This window comes from Pedobacter sp. HMWF019 (assembly GCF_003061025.1).
Classification (GTDB): domain Bacteria; phylum Bacteroidota; class Bacteroidia; order Sphingobacteriales; family Sphingobacteriaceae; genus Pedobacter.
Genome location: NZ_QAIL01000272.1, coordinates 14,049 through 29,366, shown reverse-complemented (window position 1 = coordinate 29,366; position 15,318 = coordinate 14,049). Strand labels below are relative to the sequence as shown.

Sequence of the window (15,318 nt, the reverse complement as noted above, 5' to 3'; positions counted from 1 at the left end):
GGCGCACTTTCTGCTACCACGATCGGTGTTTTTCTGGAGGGCTGCAACCCATCGGGGAACAAAGACAACTCCAAATTATTTTCTCCCGACCAGGAAAAAATAATTACAGAAATTGCCGATATTATTATTCCAACAACCTCCTCACCAGGGGCAAAAGCTGCAGGTGTTGGACCGTTTATTTCCATGATGCTTAAAGAATGTTATCCGGAAGAAGCCCAAAAAGTTTTTGTAAAAGGCTTAGATGATCTGGAAGCCAGTTCTAAAAAAGAATTCAGCAAATCCTTTCTGGAACTCGATGTTAAACAAAAGCAACAGCTGCTGGGTAAACTGAGAGATACCACCGTTGCTGCTCAAAAAGCAGAGAGTGACAAAACTGAAGCGGAAAGAAAGGCAAAAGAAAACACTGTGATCCAAAAACCAGAGAAAGAACAAGCGGGTAAGCCTATGGCAGCAAAAGAAAAGAAAGAAGGCACACCTTATTTTTTTGCTATCGCACGTGATCTGACTTTACTTGGTTATTTCACCTCTGAAATTGGTGCAACTCAGGCTTGTGCCTATCTGGACATTCCTGGCCACTATGATGGAAACGTACCTCTGAAACCTGGTCAGAAAATTTGGGCAACATAATTTAAGAGAAAAACAATGAGTAATTTAAATACAAAAGCAACCGCACAAAATACATATGATGCCATTGTAGTTGGATCTGGAATAAGTGGTGGATGGGCAGCTAAAGAATTAACAGAAAAGGGTTTAAAAGTTCTATTACTCGAAAGAGGAAGGAATATTGAGCACATAAAAGATTATACCACTGCGATGAAAAAGCCATGGGAATTTGAACACCGTGGCCGTTTAACACAAGAGCAAAAAAAAACACACCCGGTACAGATCAGAGATTATCCTTACCAGGAATTTAACGAGAGTTTTTGGGTAAATGACCTGGACTGTCCTTATACAGAGGTAAAACGTTTTGACTGGTACAGAGGCTTCCATGTAGGTGGAAAATCCCTGATGTGGGGGCGCCAGAGTTACCGCTTGAGTGACCTGAATTTCGAAGATAATCTGAAAGACGGTCATGGTGTAGACTGGCCCATCCGTTATAAAGACCTGGCTCCATGGTATGATTATGTAGAACGTTTTGCAGGCATTAGCGGAAGTAGCGAAAACTGGCCGGCATTGCCAGACGGACAGTTCCTTCCTCCTATGGAAATGAACTGTGTGGAAAAAGAAGTAAAGAAACGCATAGAGTCAAAATGGAACAAATCAAGGATCATGACCATTGGCCGTACAGCCAATTTAACGGTAGAACATAAAGGAAGAGGAAAATGCCAATACCGCAATTTATGTAGCAGAGGCTGTCCTTTTGGCGCTTATTTCAGCACCCAGTCCTCTACTCTTCCGGCAGCTGTTGCTACAGGTAATCTGACGCTTCGTCCTTATTCGCTGGTGAACCAGATCTTGTATGATAAAGAAACTCAAAAAGCAAAAGGTGTATTGGTGATTGATTCAGAAACCAATGAACATATTGAATACTTTGCAAAAATCGTTTTTGTAAATGGTTCCACTTTAGGTTCTACTTTCCTGCTGCTGAATTCTACATCTGCAGAATTCCCGGATGGTTTGGGTAATGGCAGCGGGCAACTGGGGCATAATCTAATGGACCACCATTTCCGTTGCGGTGCATCCGGAAGAGCAGAAGGTTTTGATGATAAATATACCTATGGAAGACGGGCCAATGGAATTTACATTCCACGGTACCAGAACATGGGTGGTGACAAGCGTGATTATGTAAGGGGTTTTGGTTATCAGGGTGGTGCAGGCCGTGGCAACTGGCATAAAGAAATTGCAGAAATGGCTTTTGGTTCAGAGTTTAAAGATCTGATGACCACGCCTGGTGAATGGAGTATGGGACTTGGAGGTTTTGGTGAATCTCTGCCTTATTTTGAAAACCGCGTGTATATTGATAAAACCAAGAAAGACAAATGGGGACAACCCGTTCTGGCTATTGATTGTGAGTTTAAGGAGAATGAGCAGAAAATGCGCGTGGATATGATGAACGATGCGGCGGAAATGCTGGAAGCAGCGGGCATGAAAGATGTACATACTTATGATAATGGTTCTTCTCCGGGTATGGCCATTCATGAGATGGGAACAGCCCGTATGGGACTTGACCCAAAAACTTCTGTACTGAACAAGTGGAACCAGATGCATGAAGTGAAAAACGTATTTGTGACTGATGGTTCATGTATGACTTCTGCTGCGTGTCAAAACCCTTCGTTAACCTATATGGCCTTAACAGCGAGAGCTTGTGACTATGCAGTAAGTGAATTAAAGAAAAATAATATTTAATGGCTTCGGGAAAAATAAGAATGGGCATGATTGGCGGTGGAAAAAATGCCTTTATTGGAGCAGTACACCGCATAGCAGCCAATATAGACGGACTCATAGAGCTGAGTTGTGGAGCACTGAGCTCCAATCCGGAAACGGCAAAGGCATCTGGCAGGGATTTATTCCTGCCGGAAAGCCGTAATTATGGAAGTTATAAAGAAATGATCGAATCAGAAGCACGGCTTCCGGAAGATCAGCGCATGCATTTTGTGAGTATTGTAACCCCCAATTTTGCACATTTTGAGCCGGCCATGATGGCCCTGGAACATGGTTTTCATGTGGTGATCGATAAGCCCATTACTTTAAGTCTGGAAGAGGCAAAGAAACTCGAAGCGAAGGTACAGGAAACCGGGCTTTTGCTTTGCTTAACACATACCTACTCGGGCTATCCAATGGTCAAACAGGCCAGACAGATGGTGAAAGAAGGGAAGTTTGGCAAGATCAGAAAAGTATGTGTGGAATATCCGCAGGGTTGGTTAAGCTTACCTTCAGAAAAAGAAGGTAACCAGCAGGCCGCCTGGAGGACAGACCCTGCTAAAAGTGGTAAAGCTGGTTGTATGGGGGATATTGGCACACATGCCGCCCAACTTGCAGAATACATTTCCGGGCTGGAGATCACGCAGCTTTGTGCCGATCTGAACCGGGTGGTGGAAGACCGTCTTTTAGACGATGATGGGAATATCTTACTGAAATTTAATAATGGAGCCAATGGCCTGCTGATGGCTTCGCAAATTGCAGCAGGAGAAGAAAATGCCCTCTTTATCCGGGTATATGGAGAGAAAGGTGGTTTGGAATGGCATCAGGAAGAACCCAATACCCTCCAGGTAAAATGGCTCGATGCCCCTTCGCAGCGCTATCGTGCTGGACAAGGCTATCTTTCTTCTTTTGCAAAACACAATTGCAGGACACCTGCCGGTCATCCGGAAGGATACCTCGAGGCCTTTGCTAATATTTACAGAAATTTTGCTTTAACCCTGAACTGCCATTTAAATGGCACAGAACCTAGTGCAGAAATGCTCGACTTCCCGGGCGCTGCTGAAGGGGTAAGAGGAATGGCATTTATAGAAAACGCAGTGGCTTCTGGCCAATCAGATCAGAAATGGTTTGACTTTAAAATTTAACCCCATGACAACAATTAAAGGACCCGGAGTTTTTTTAGCACAGTTTATAGGAGAAGAAGCTCCTTTTAATTCATTAGAAGGAATTTGCGCCTGGGCGGCTGAATTAGGCTTTAAAGGTTTACAGATCCCCACCCTGGACAGCCGTTTCATAGATCTGCAACTGGCTGCAGAAAGCAAGACCTATGCAGACGAACTGAAAGGCAGGATTGCTGCTTATGGACTGGAGATTACTGAACTGTCTACACATCTGCAGGGACAGCTGGTGGCAGTAAACCCGGCCTATGACCTTGCTTTTGATGCTTTTGCACCCGAACAATACAGGAATAATCCCAAAGCCAGAACCGAATGGGCTGTACAACAGTTAAAATATGCGGCCAAAGCATCTGGTAATCTTGGATTGAATGCACACGCAACTTTTAGCGGAGCATTGTTGTGGCATATGTTCCACCCATGGCCTCAAAGACCGGAAGGATTGGTAGAAGCTGGATTTACAGAGCTGGCGAAGCGCTGGTTGCCCATCTTAAATGAATTTGATCAATATGGTGTGGATGTATGTTATGAGATCCATCCAGGTGAAGATCTTTTTGACGGGATCACTTACGAAATGTTCCTGGAGAAAGTAAATAACCATCCCCGCGCCTGTCTGCTGTATGACCCCTCCCACTTTGTGCTTCAACAACTGGATTACATTCAGTACATTGATTTCTATCATGAAAGGATCAAGGCTTTTCATGTTAAGGATGCGGAGTTTAACCCTACCGGAAGACAAGGCACTTTTGGCGGTTATCAAAGCTGGGCCAACCGGGCAGGACGTTACCGTTCACCTGGTGATGGACAGGTCGATTATAAAACCATTTTCAGTAAACTGAGCCAATACGATTATAAAGGCTGGGCTGTAATGGAATGGGAATGCTGCATTAAAGATTCAAATGTAGGCGCCAGAGAAGGTGCAGAATTTATTAAAAATCACATTATCCCGGTTACAGACCGGGCATTTGATGATTTCGCTTCTTCCGGTGGAAATGAAGATTTTAACAAAAAAATACTGGGACTGAGTTAGATAATTTAGTCTCCATTAAGGTTTTATCAGGCAATAAAAACAACACACAATGAAACGAACACTTTTTATTTTAGGCTGTATCAGCCTTGCTCTGGCTTCATGCGGAGGACATGACACATCCAAATCGGCTGAGGATACCACTACAACAACCAGTAGTACGGAAAGTACGGCGACAGCCCCTGCAGCAACTTCAGGAACGGCACTTCCGGGAGAAAAATTAGTAGCAAAAGCAGATTGTATTGGCTGCCATAATAAAACCCAGAAAGTTATCGGCCCATCGTATGTGGATATTGCAGCCAAATATCCGTCAAATGAGGAGAATATTAACCATTTAGCAGATAAGATCGTTAATGGTGGTAAAGGCGTTTGGGGAGAAATTCCAATGACACCTCATGCCAATCTGAGTAAAGACGATGCCAAAGAAATGGTCAAATATATCCTATCCTTAAAAAACTAATCCCAATTCATTCTATTATGAAAGAAGAGAACCAAAATAAAGATGCAGGAAGAAGGGCTTTTATCAAATCTGCAGCAGTGGCAACTGCTGCATTTATGATTGTTCCAAGACATGTACTTGGAGGAAAAGGTTTTCTTGCACCAAGTGACAGGCTTTTAATTGCTGGCGTAGGTGTGGGTGGGAAAGGTGAATCTGATATTGCTAACTTTTACAAAAGCGGAAAGGCTGATATTGCTTTTTTATGCGATGTAGATACCAGAAGAGCGGCAAATTCTGTGAAGAATTTCCCTAAGGCAAAATTCTATAAAGACTGGAGGGAAATGTATGATAAAGAGCATAAGAATTTTGATGCAGTGTCTATCTCTACACCAGACCATAATCATGCTATACAAACCCTAGCAGCTATGCAATTGGGTAAACATGTCTATGTACAAAAGCCTTTAACACATGATATTTATGAGGCCCGGGCATTAACGGCTGCTGCAAAAAAATATAAAGTGGTTACTCAGATGGGCAACCAGGGGGCATCTAATGATGGTCCAAGACAAATGCGAGAATGGTATGATGCAGGTTTGATTGGGGATGTACATACAGTATACGCCTGGACAGACAGGCCAGTATGGCCGCAGGGGATTGCCTGGTCTGAAAATAAAGCAGACGTACCTGCTGAACTGGACTGGGATCTTTGGCTGGGTACAGCACCTTATAAGGATTACGTAAATAAACTGGTGCCTTTTAACTGGAGGGGCTGGTGGGATTACGGAACTGGTGCCCTTGGCGATATGGGTTGTCATTTATTGGAAGCACCTTTCAGTGTTCTGAACCTTAAATATGCAAGCGAGGTCCAGGCTAGTGTGGGCTCTGTCTATGTAGATGAATTTAAGAGGGGCTATTTCCCGGACAGCTGCCCGCCATCAAGCCATGTTACTTTAAAATTTCCTAAAACGGATAAAACAAAAGGAGATATTACGGTACACTGGATGGACGGTGGGATCCAACCGGAAAGACCCGAAGAACTGGAAGCCAATGAAACCTTTGGTGACGGAGGAAACGGAACCTTGTTTATTGGAACTAAAGGAAAGATGATGAGCAGTACATACAGTGCTAACCCAAGATTACTGCCATTAAGCAAGAATAAAGACATTAAAGTACCGGAAAAATTTGCACGTGTAAAAGGCGGTGCAGATGGCCATTATGGCCAATGGGTAGAAGCCAGTATTGCCGGTTATGGAAAACAGCAGGTAAGTTCTCCTTTTGAAATTGCTGGACCGCTTACAGAAGCATTGCTTATGGCCAATCTTGCCATTAGAGGTGCTGATATCCAACGGAAAAATTCAGATGGCAGAGCTTACTTTCCAGGCAGGAACATCAAATTACTTTGGGACAATGCCAATATGAGGGTCACTAATTTTGACGATGTTAATCAATATGTAAAACGTGAATACCGTAAAGGCTGGTCTTTAGGGGTATAATTTAAAGCTGAACAAAATGAAGAAAAAGATAATCTCTGCATTGCTGCTCACCGCCATATTTGGCGGTGGCGCCGCTTTTGCGCAGAAAAAAAATACAGGCTGGGTAAAACTCTTTGACGGGAAAACCACACAGGGCTGGCATACTTATGGAAAAACGGGTGTTGGCCAGGGCTGGAAAGCAGAAAATGGGGCATTGCACCTCGATCCTAAAGCAAAACAAAATGATGGTGGCGATCTGGTTACAGATAAAGAGTACAGTAATTTTCACTTAAAACTGGAATGGAAAGTAGCCCCGAAAAGCAATAGCGGAATTTTGTTCTATGTACATGAAGATCCGGCCAAATACCAGCAAACCTACAGCACTGGTCCTGAAATGCAGGTGCTGGACAATGAAGGCCATCCGGATGGAAAGATTACCAAACATCGGTCCGGAGATCTGTATGATCTGGTTAAAAGCAGTTCTGAACCTGTTAAACCCGTTGGTGAGTGGAACAAAGTGGAAATCATCAGCAACCAGGGTAAACTGGAATTTGTACTTAATGGGGTGAAAATTGTATCCACCACGCTATGGGATGAGCACTGGAAACAGCTGATCGCCGGAAGCAAGTTTGCAACATGGCAAGGTTTTGGTACCTATAAAACCGGAAAGATTGCTTTGCAGGATCATGGTGACGAGGTTTGGTACCGCAATATTTCGATAAAAGAACTGTAAATTAAAGATCAAGACCTAACCAAATATGAATTTAACCAACCGAATTAAACTGTCCGGGATGATGTTCCTGGAATTTTTTATCTGGGGCGCATGGTTTGTTACGATGGGTACTTATTTAACTAAGACCCTGCATGCAACCGACGTGCAAAACGGCGTAGCTTACGCAACGCAATCATTAGGAGCTATCCTCGCTCCGTTTATCATAGGATTAATTGCCGACCGTTATTTTTCGGCGCAAAAAATCCTGGGTGTTTTGCATTTAATAGGAGCAGGCTTACTTTATTACACAACAACGATATCAAACTTCGATTCATTTTACCCAATCATTCTTATATACATGATCATTTACATGCCTACACTGGCATTGGTAAATTCGGTCTCATTTAAGCAGATGAAGGATCCAAGTAAGGAGTTTCCGCCCATCAGGGTTTTAGGAACTTTAGGCTGGATAGTTGCAGGCTTAACTATCGGCTGGCTTGGCTGGGAAAATAAAGGATCATTGGTACTAACCTTCCAGATGGCTGCTATAGCTTCATTGATTTTAGGCTTACTAAGCTTTACATTACCAGATACTCCTCCCGCTAAAAAAGGACAAAAAACTACTTTTGCCGATATTATTGGTCTTGATTCTATCGGTTTATTAAAGAACAAATCATACCTAACTTTCTTCCTGGCTTCGGTTGCCATTTGCGTACCACTGGCATTTTATTACAACTTCACAAACCCGTATTTAAATGAGATAGGTGTAAAGGCAGCAGCAGGGGTACAATCAATGGGGCAGATATCTGAACTATTATTTATGTTCCTGATGCCGTTATTCTTTGTAAGATTAGGTGTTAAAAAAATGCTGGCTGTAGGTATGCTTGCCTGGGTGTTACGCTATATATTGTTTGCATATGGGAATGTGGGCGTAAACTACTGGATGGTAATTGGCGGTATCGTATTACACGGCGTGTGTTATGACTTTTTCTTTGTAACAGGTCAAATCTATACAGATAAACTTGCCGGCGATAAATTTAAAAGTGCCGCACAGGGTTTTATTACCCTCGCAACCTATGGTGTAGGTATGCTCATCGGTTCTTATATTTCGGGACCTATTGTAAACAAATATAAAATATCGGATACTGCGCATAACTGGCAGTCGATATGGTTAGTACCGGCTGGTATTGCTGCAGTTGTGCTAATTGTATTTATATTATTTTTTAAAGACAATAACAAGATCGAAGAACCAGTCGGCTCATAATCATGGAAAAAGAAAACAGCAGGAGAACTGCATTAAAAAATATAGTGGTAGGAACGGTAGCCTTAGGTGCCTCTGGTGCCTTGCAAAGCTTTGCTTCGGAAAAAGAATCTGTTTCAGATTCACTAAAAGGAAATATCAACCACGCGGTTTGCCGCTGGTGTTTTAGCGGCATTGACCTGGATGCCTTATGTATAGAGGCCAAAAAAATCGGCATCAAAGGCATAGACCTGGTTGGCCCGGCAGATTGGCCAATATTAAAAAAACACGGTCTGTATTCGTCCATGTGTAATGGCGCAGAGATCAACCTGGTAGATGGGTTTAATGACCCTCAGTTCCATGATACCCTGGTTAAAAATTACTCTGAAATGATTCCAAAGGTGGCAGAAGCCGGCTATAAAAACCTGATTTGCTTTAGCGGTAGCCGCCGGGGCAAGGATGATGAAACCGGCTGGAACAATTGCGTAACAGGTTTAAAAAAGATCATCGGCCTTGCCGAAAAACACAATGTGGTTTTGGTGATGGAACTGCTGAACAGTAAAGTAGATCACAAAGATTACCAGTGTGACCATACAGAATGGGGCGTGGAACTGGCCAAAAGATTAGGCTCAGAAAATTTCAAATTGCTGTACGACATCTATCACATGCAGATCGATGAGGGAAATGTGATCAGTACGATTAAAAAGTATCATCCTTATATTGCACACTATCATACCGCGGGTGTTCCCGGAAGGCACGAAATCGACGACAGCCAGGAATTATTTTATCCGGCAATTATGAAAGCCATTAAGGATACGGGTTTCAAAGGCTATGTGGCCCAGGAATTCATCCCGGTACAGAAAAACAAAATAGAATCTTTAAAAACTGCCGTAAAAATTTGCGACGTCTAATCCTTGTAGATATGAATTCAAGAAGAACTTTTATTAAACAAACAGGCCTTGCAGCTGCAGGTGTTTTATTAATGCCGTCTCTCGCCTTTAAACCCTCTAAAAAGAAAGTAGGCATACAGCTTTATTCTTTAAGAGAGCAATTGCCTAAAGATGTAAAAGGCGTGATCCGAAAAGTAGCCCAAACTGGCTTTAAGGAAGTAGAAACTTATGGCTATTCTGTAAAGGATAAATTCTGGGGTCTGGATGCAAAGGCGTTTAAGGCCCTTCTGGATGAGAATGATCTGTCCGCACCAAGTGGACACTACGGCATGGACGAGTTTATCAAGAGCGGAAATGCGGAAGAACTGAAATCTTATATTGAGGCTGCAAATATTGTGGGCGGGAAGTATATTACAGTTCCATGGTTAGGGGAACCATTAAGGGCCAATCTTGACGATTTCAAGAAAGTTTCTGCAAAGCTGAACCAAGCTGCCGAGATCTGTAAGGCTTCGGGACTTAAATTGGCCTACCATAACCATGACTTTGAATTTCATCCTTATGGAGATTCCAATGGCTATCAGGTGATGCTAAAAGAAACAGATCCAAATCTTGTCCATTTTGAGATGGACCTGTACTGGGTGGTCAGATCAGGAAATGATCCGGTAAAACTTTTTGAAGCACATCCCGGCCGTTTTCCAATGTGGCATGTAAAAGATATGGATAAGGTGAATTCCCATATTAATACAGAGGCTGGCAGTGGAAGTATTGATTTCAAGGCGATCTTTAAAGAAGCCAAACTAGCGGGTCTGAAACATGCTTTCTTAGAGCAGGAAAACTTTGCAATGGATCCTTATGCAAGTATTAAAAAGAGTTATAATTACATCAGTACGGAATTAATGTCCAAAGACTAAAGAATTTTTAGCATATTTGGGCGTATAAAACTAATTAAATCAATTATTTAAAACCAAGAACAGATTATTCAATGAAAGTCGCAGTAGTAGGTGCCACAGGCTTAGTAGGCACTGTTATGTTAAAAGTGTTAGAAGAACGTAATTTCCCGTTAACCGAATTAATTCCGGTTGCATCAGAGAAGAGTGTAGGTAAGGAAATCACTTTTAAGGGTAAGAAGTACGCTGTGGTGAATATGGATACTGCGATTGGAATGAAACCGGATATCGCTTTATTTTCTGCAGGCGGCGATACTTCGTTAAAACATGCTCCGCGTTTTGCTGAAGCGGGAACAACCGTTATTGACAATTCTTCTGCATGGAGAATGGATCCTTCTAAAAAATTAGTGGTCCCTGAAGTGAATGCAGATACCTTATCTATAGATGATAAGATCATTGCCAATCCAAATTGTTCCACCATTCAAATGGTGGTGGCTTTAAAACCTTTGCACGACAAGTATAAAATTAAACGTGTGGTTGTTTCTACTTATCAAAGTGTTACAGGTACCGGTGTGAAAGCTGTAGAGCAATTGATGAACGAACGTAAAGGTATTACTGACGGTCCCATGGCTTATGCTTATCCGATTGACCTGAACGTTATCCCTCAGATTGATGTGTTCCAGGAAAATGGCTACACTAAAGAAGAGATGAAAATGATTCTGGAAACCCGTAAAATCATGGGTGATGACAGCATCAGGGTAACTGCAACAACGGTGAGGATTCCGGTAATGGGTGGCCACTCTGAGTCAGTAAATGTTGAATTCGAGAATGATTTTGATGTGAACGAAGTAAGGGAATTACTTGCTAAAACCGAAGGAATTGTGGTGGTAGATGATATAGCAAACCTTAAATACCCTATGCCTAAAGATGCACATGAAAAAGATGAAGTATTTGTTGGCCGTATCAGACGCGATGAATCACTTCCAAATACTTTAAACTTGTGGATCGTTGCAGATAACCTTCGTAAGGGTGCCGCAACGAATGCAGTTCAGATTGCAGAATATTTGTTAAGATCAGAACTTATTTAATTATACCTTTTTTAAAATGTGATGCCGGACAGCTTACTGTTTAGCATCACATTTTTTTTATGGATAACCTGTTCAATATGAAGTTTAAGCACTTCGCTCTCCTGATTTTTCTTCCTTTACTACCTGTTAAGGCTTTTACGCAAAGCCCTGTTCAAAAGCTGGAAGCAGCTTACCAGGAATTTACAGCTGATCCCCAAACCAGATATGCCATGATCTCACTTTGCGTACTGGACGCCGGGACTGGTAAGGTTTTGTTTGCGAGAAATGAAAACGTGGGCCTGGCAACAGCCTCTACCTTAAAGACCATCACTTCTGCAACAGCTTTCAGTTTACTGGGCAAAGATTTCAGGTATCAAACAACATTGTCTTATAGCGGCACGATCAGCAATGGCGTATTGAAAGGAGATCTGGTCATTACCGGCAGTGGTGATCCTACCCTGGCTTCTTCCAGATATCCGCAAAGCAAAGAGAACAATATTTTGAATCAATGGGTTGCTGCAGTTAAGGCTGCAGGGATCACCCGTATAGAAGGCCGTGTAATTGGCGATGATACGGCCTGGGGTACCTCTTCTACGCCTGAAGGCTGGATCTGGCAGGATATCGGCAACTATTATGGCGCAGCGCCTTCTGCATTGACCTGGAGAGAAAACCAATTTGACATTCACTTAAGGGCAAACCGATCTGAAGATCCGGCTGTGTCAATACTGAACATCGTACCATCTATGCCTTATCTTAAAATTGTAAATGAACTCAAAGCCGGAGCAGAAGGCAGTGGAGATAACGCTTATGCCTTTTTACCTCCTTTGTCTTCTATAGCTTATTTGCGAGGAAGCTGGGCATTGGGCATCCGTAAAACAGGGATTTCCGTAGCCCTTCCGGATCCTGCTTACGATGCAGCTTATCGTTTACAGGATACATTGAAACGTTTGGGTATTTCCAGCACGCAGGAAGCCCTCAGCGGTCGCAAAATTCTGGCAGATAACGGAAAAGTACCTGCCGTTACGGAGAAGATCAGCACCATTTCTTCGCCATCTTTGAGTGAGATGATCTATTGGTTCAATAAGAAAAGCATTAACCTTTATGGGGAAAACTTATTAAGAACCCTTGCCTGGAAAGCAGGAAAACCCGCAACCACCAAAAACGGAGCTGCTGTAGAAACCAGCTACTGGGCCAGCAAAGGACTGGATAAAAATGCCTTGAATATCATCGATGGCAGTGGGCTTTCTCCAGCAACGCGGGTCACCACCAGTGCCATGGCGAGTGTATTGTTCCAGGCCCAGAAAGAAGACTGGTTTCCTGAGTATTACAAGTCCCTTCCGGAAAATAATGGAATGCAGCTGAAAAGCGGAACCATTAGTGATGTATCCGCTTTTGCTGGTTATTATGCCGATCCGGCAGGCAGAAAATATATTATCGTAATCAATGTCAATAATTACGCTGGCTCTGGGATCAACAAAAAATTGTTCAGGGTATTAGATGCCTTAAAATAGCAGGGACAGACATTATCATTTTTATTAATAAATTGCATCTTTTAATGCCAATCACCAATTTCATAAAATATACATCCATGAACAGATTTTTCCAGGTTGCTTGTTTTGTATGCTTTTGCACACCGCTTTATAGCCAGAATATGCCAGCACCAGGCAATAGTTCTTCCCGGGCAGAAACCATAAATACAAGCGTACCACCAGAAATCGCCATCATTCCCGAACCTGTTCTGATGACCAAAAGTTCGGGGCATTTCATTTTACCAGAAAATGTAATGGTACAGGCTGTGGCCACCCCGGAAATGAAGTTTGTAACAGACCACTTGCAGGAAAGAATTTCTACAGCCACAGGCAGCTTTATATCTGCCAGCAATAACGCAGCTTCTGCTGCCATTAAACTGGTCCTGAATGAAAGAACCAATAACCGGCTTGGGAAAGAGGGTTATCAGCTATCGGTAACGCCAACACAGATTACTATGTGGGCGAATACAGAAACGGGGCTGTTCTATGCAGTACAAACCTTGCTGCAGTTGTTCCCTAAAGAAATAGAGTCTAAAGACCTGGCCAAAGACGTACAATGGAAAGTACCCTGCGTAGAGATTACCGATTATCCACGGGTAGGCTGGAGAGGTCTTATGTTTGATGTGGCCCGTCATTTCTTCACTAAAAATGAAGTAAAGCAATATATCGATGCGATGTCAAAATATAAATACAATATTCTGCATTTGCATTTAACTGACGATGAAGGCTGGCGGCTGGAGATTAAAGGCTTGCCTAAACTAACTGAAGTTGGAGCATGGAATGTTAAAAAAACAGGATCCTTTGGTGAGTTTACCCCTCCTGCAGCAGATGAACCCAGAAACTACGGTGGTTTTTATACACAGGACGATATCAAAGAAATTATACAATATGCCAAAGAAAGATTTGTGAATATCCTTCCGGAAATAGATGTTCCCGGCCACAGTTTGGCCGTAATTGCTTCTTACCCGGAGTTATCTTGTACACCAGGTGCAGAGAATTATAAAGTTCGTTCTGGTGAAAGGATCATGGACTGGTCCCGGGGTGCGCCTCCGATTGCTTTGGTAGACAATACACTTTGTCCGGCCAATGAAAAGGTTTACCAGTTCCTCGATAGTGTAATTACACAGGTAGCTGCCTTATTCCCTTTTGAATATATTCATATGGGCGGCGATGAAGCACCAAAAAATTACTGGGAAAGAACGCCCGCGATTTCAGACCTGATGAAAAGAGAGGGCCTGAAAAACATGCAACAGGTTCAGGGTTATTTCGAGAAAAGAGTTCAAAAAATCGTGGAATCCAAAGGAAAGAAATTTATGGGCTGGGATGAGATCATGGAAGATGACCTCTCTCCTGCCGCTGCGGTAATGAGCTGGAGAAGTGTAAATGCAGGTATTGATGCTTCGCTTAAAAAGCATGAAGTTGTGATGAGCCCAACCGCCTATGCTTATCTGGATTATATGCAAAGTGATGTGATTGCTGAACCTAAAGTTTACGCAAGCCTGCGCCTGAGCAAATCTTATGAATTTGATCCTATCCCTGCCGGAGCCGATCCTCAGTATATTAAAGGTGGTCAAGCCAATTTATGGACAGAACAGGTCTACAACATCAGACAGGCAGAATACATGACCTGGCCAAGAGCTTTTGCTATTGCGGAATCGGTCTGGTCTCCAAAAGAAAAGAAAAACTGGCCTGTGTTCTTTGCGAAAGTAGAACAACACTTTAAGCGTTTCGACATCGCTGAAACAAAATATGCTCCAAGTGTCTACGACCCCATATTTAAGGTCAGCAGATCAGCTGACAAGCAGCTGCTGATTGATCTGAGTACTGAAGTGGATGGTTTGGATATCTATTACAGCTTTGACAACTCTTACCCGGACAGGTTTTATCCTAAATACACAGACAAAATCACGGCCCCTAAAGATGCAACTTTACTCAGGGTGATTACTTACAGGGGGAAAGAACCTGTGGGCCGGATGTTAAATATGCCAATTGAAGAATTAAATAAAAGAGTAGGAAAGAGATAAGGTTTTGAGGTATTTTATTCATATAGGCTATCATGGGCTACGGTATGGGGGCTGGCAAAAACAACCAGGCGTTGCGAATGTACAGGGGGTTATTGAAACCGCACTAACCCGGATCTTAAAAACGCCCATATTTATCAATGGCTGTGGCCGTACTGATGCACAAGTACATGCCAGCCAGTTCTTTTTCCATATGGATGTGGAAAAAGAATGGGATTTTGATCTGCAGTTCCGGCTCAATAAGCTGTTGCCGCATAGTATTGCTGTATTTGATGTTTTTCCGGTAGATGATCAGCGGCATGCCCGTTTTGATGCGGTGATGAGGTCTTATGACTATTTTATTCATACCTACAAAAACCCTTTCCTGCATGGCCTGAGCTCCTTTTATCTGCTCAAAGACCTGGATCTGGACAAAATGAAGCAGGCCGCAGCGTTGCTGCCTCAGTATAAAGACTACCGGGCCTTTTGTACCAGCCCCGATAAATATGAACATACGAT

14 protein-coding genes are annotated in these 15,318 nt (G+C 42.9%); all 14 read left to right on the top strand.

Translation table 11 applies throughout. The features are described from left to right. The coding region (locus DBR11_RS15860; RefSeq protein WP_199233856.1) for a gluconate 2-dehydrogenase subunit 3 family protein at window positions 1-627 on the top strand (627 nt) is incomplete at its 5' end. Window positions 628-642: 15 nt separating this feature from the next. Further along, window positions 643-2,346, top strand: a complete 1,704-nt coding sequence (locus tag DBR11_RS15855; RefSeq protein ID WP_108553629.1) for a GMC oxidoreductase — start codon at window positions 643-645, stop codon at window positions 2,344-2,346. Beyond that, entirely contained in the window at window positions 2,346-3,506 is a 1,161-nt protein-coding gene (locus DBR11_RS15850; RefSeq protein ID WP_108553628.1) for a Gfo/Idh/MocA family protein, read from the top strand. The genes DBR11_RS15855 and DBR11_RS15850 overlap by 1 nt, the downstream gene beginning before the upstream one ends. 4 nt (window positions 3,507-3,510) lie before the next feature. Continuing rightward, window positions 3,511-4,566: a sugar phosphate isomerase/epimerase gene (locus tag DBR11_RS15845; RefSeq protein WP_108553627.1), complete on the top strand. Its 1,056-nt coding sequence runs from the start codon at window positions 3,511-3,513 to the stop codon at window positions 4,564-4,566. A gap of 49 nt (window positions 4,567-4,615) precedes the next feature. After that, window positions 4,616-5,023, top strand: coding sequence for a c-type cytochrome (locus DBR11_RS15840; protein ID WP_108553626.1), 408 nt, complete (start codon window positions 4,616-4,618; stop codon window positions 5,021-5,023). Between the two features lie 17 nt (window positions 5,024-5,040). Beyond that, the gene (locus DBR11_RS15835; protein ID WP_108553625.1) at window positions 5,041-6,495 is read left to right on the top strand and encodes a Gfo/Idh/MocA family protein; all 1,455 of its coding nucleotides are present in this window, start codon (window positions 5,041-5,043) and stop codon (window positions 6,493-6,495) included. 16 nt (window positions 6,496-6,511) lie between these two features. Further along, on the top strand, window positions 6,512-7,207 hold the full coding sequence (locus DBR11_RS15830; RefSeq protein ID WP_108553624.1) for a DUF1080 domain-containing protein: 696 nt from the start codon (window positions 6,512-6,514) through the stop codon (window positions 7,205-7,207). Window positions 7,208-7,232: 25 nt separating this feature from the next. After that, entirely contained in the window at window positions 7,233-8,450 is a 1,218-nt protein-coding gene (locus DBR11_RS15825) for a nucleoside permease (RefSeq protein WP_108553623.1), read from the top strand. A gap of 2 nt (window positions 8,451-8,452) precedes the next feature. Next, window positions 8,453-9,337, top strand: coding sequence for a hydroxypyruvate isomerase family protein (locus DBR11_RS15820; protein ID WP_108553622.1), 885 nt, complete (start codon window positions 8,453-8,455; stop codon window positions 9,335-9,337). Between the two features lie 11 nt (window positions 9,338-9,348). Next, a complete protein-coding gene (locus DBR11_RS15815) occupies window positions 9,349-10,227 on the top strand; it encodes a sugar phosphate isomerase/epimerase (RefSeq protein ID WP_108553621.1) in 879 nt (292 codons plus the stop codon). Window positions 10,228-10,298: 71 nt separating this feature from the next. Next, a complete protein-coding gene (locus DBR11_RS15810; RefSeq protein ID WP_108553620.1) occupies window positions 10,299-11,291 on the top strand; it encodes an aspartate-semialdehyde dehydrogenase in 993 nt (330 codons plus the stop codon). Between the two features lie 77 nt (window positions 11,292-11,368). After that, entirely contained in the window at window positions 11,369-12,781 is a 1,413-nt protein-coding gene (gene dacB / locus DBR11_RS15805) for a D-alanyl-D-alanine carboxypeptidase/D-alanyl-D-alanine-endopeptidase (protein ID WP_108553633.1), read from the top strand. Window positions 12,782-12,858: 77 nt separating this feature from the next. Beyond that, entirely contained in the window at window positions 12,859-14,823 is a 1,965-nt protein-coding gene (locus DBR11_RS15800) for a beta-N-acetylhexosaminidase (RefSeq protein ID WP_233260779.1), read from the top strand. Window positions 14,824-14,827: 4 nt separating this feature from the next. Further along, a partial coding sequence (locus tag DBR11_RS15795; protein WP_233260778.1) for a tRNA pseudouridine(38-40) synthase TruA occupies window positions 14,828-15,318 on the top strand: 491 nt, incomplete at its 3' end.

Bases quoted from the DNA above. Each gene is read 5' to 3' on its own strand.
- DBR11_RS15800 (WP_233260779.1), top strand. From the start codon at position 12,859: ATGAACAGATTTTTCCAGGTTGCTTGTTTTGTATGCTTTTGCACACCG.
- DBR11_RS15840 (WP_108553626.1), top strand. From the start codon at position 4,616: ATGAAACGAACACTTTTTATTTTAGGCTGTATCAGCCTTGCTCTGGCT.
- DBR11_RS15830 (WP_108553624.1), top strand. From the start codon at position 6,512: ATGAAGAAAAAGATAATCTCTGCATTGCTGCTCACCGCCATATTTGGC.
- DBR11_RS15825 (WP_108553623.1), top strand. From the start codon at position 7,233: ATGAATTTAACCAACCGAATTAAACTGTCCGGGATGATGTTCCTGGAA.
- dacB (WP_108553633.1), top strand. From the start codon at position 11,369: ATGAAGTTTAAGCACTTCGCTCTCCTGATTTTTCTTCCTTTACTACCT.
- DBR11_RS15850 (WP_108553628.1), top strand. From the start codon at position 2,346: ATGGCTTCGGGAAAAATAAGAATGGGCATGATTGGCGGTGGAAAAAAT.
- DBR11_RS15810 (WP_108553620.1), top strand. From the start codon at position 10,299: ATGAAAGTCGCAGTAGTAGGTGCCACAGGCTTAGTAGGCACTGTTATG.
- DBR11_RS15845 (WP_108553627.1), top strand. From the start codon at position 3,511: ATGACAACAATTAAAGGACCCGGAGTTTTTTTAGCACAGTTTATAGGA.
- DBR11_RS15815 (WP_108553621.1), top strand. From the start codon at position 9,349: ATGAATTCAAGAAGAACTTTTATTAAACAAACAGGCCTTGCAGCTGCA.
- DBR11_RS15855 (WP_108553629.1), top strand. From the start codon at position 643: ATGAGTAATTTAAATACAAAAGCAACCGCACAAAATACATATGATGCC.
- DBR11_RS15820 (WP_108553622.1), top strand. From the start codon at position 8,453: ATGGAAAAAGAAAACAGCAGGAGAACTGCATTAAAAAATATAGTGGTA.
- DBR11_RS15835 (WP_108553625.1), top strand. From the start codon at position 5,041: ATGAAAGAAGAGAACCAAAATAAAGATGCAGGAAGAAGGGCTTTTATC.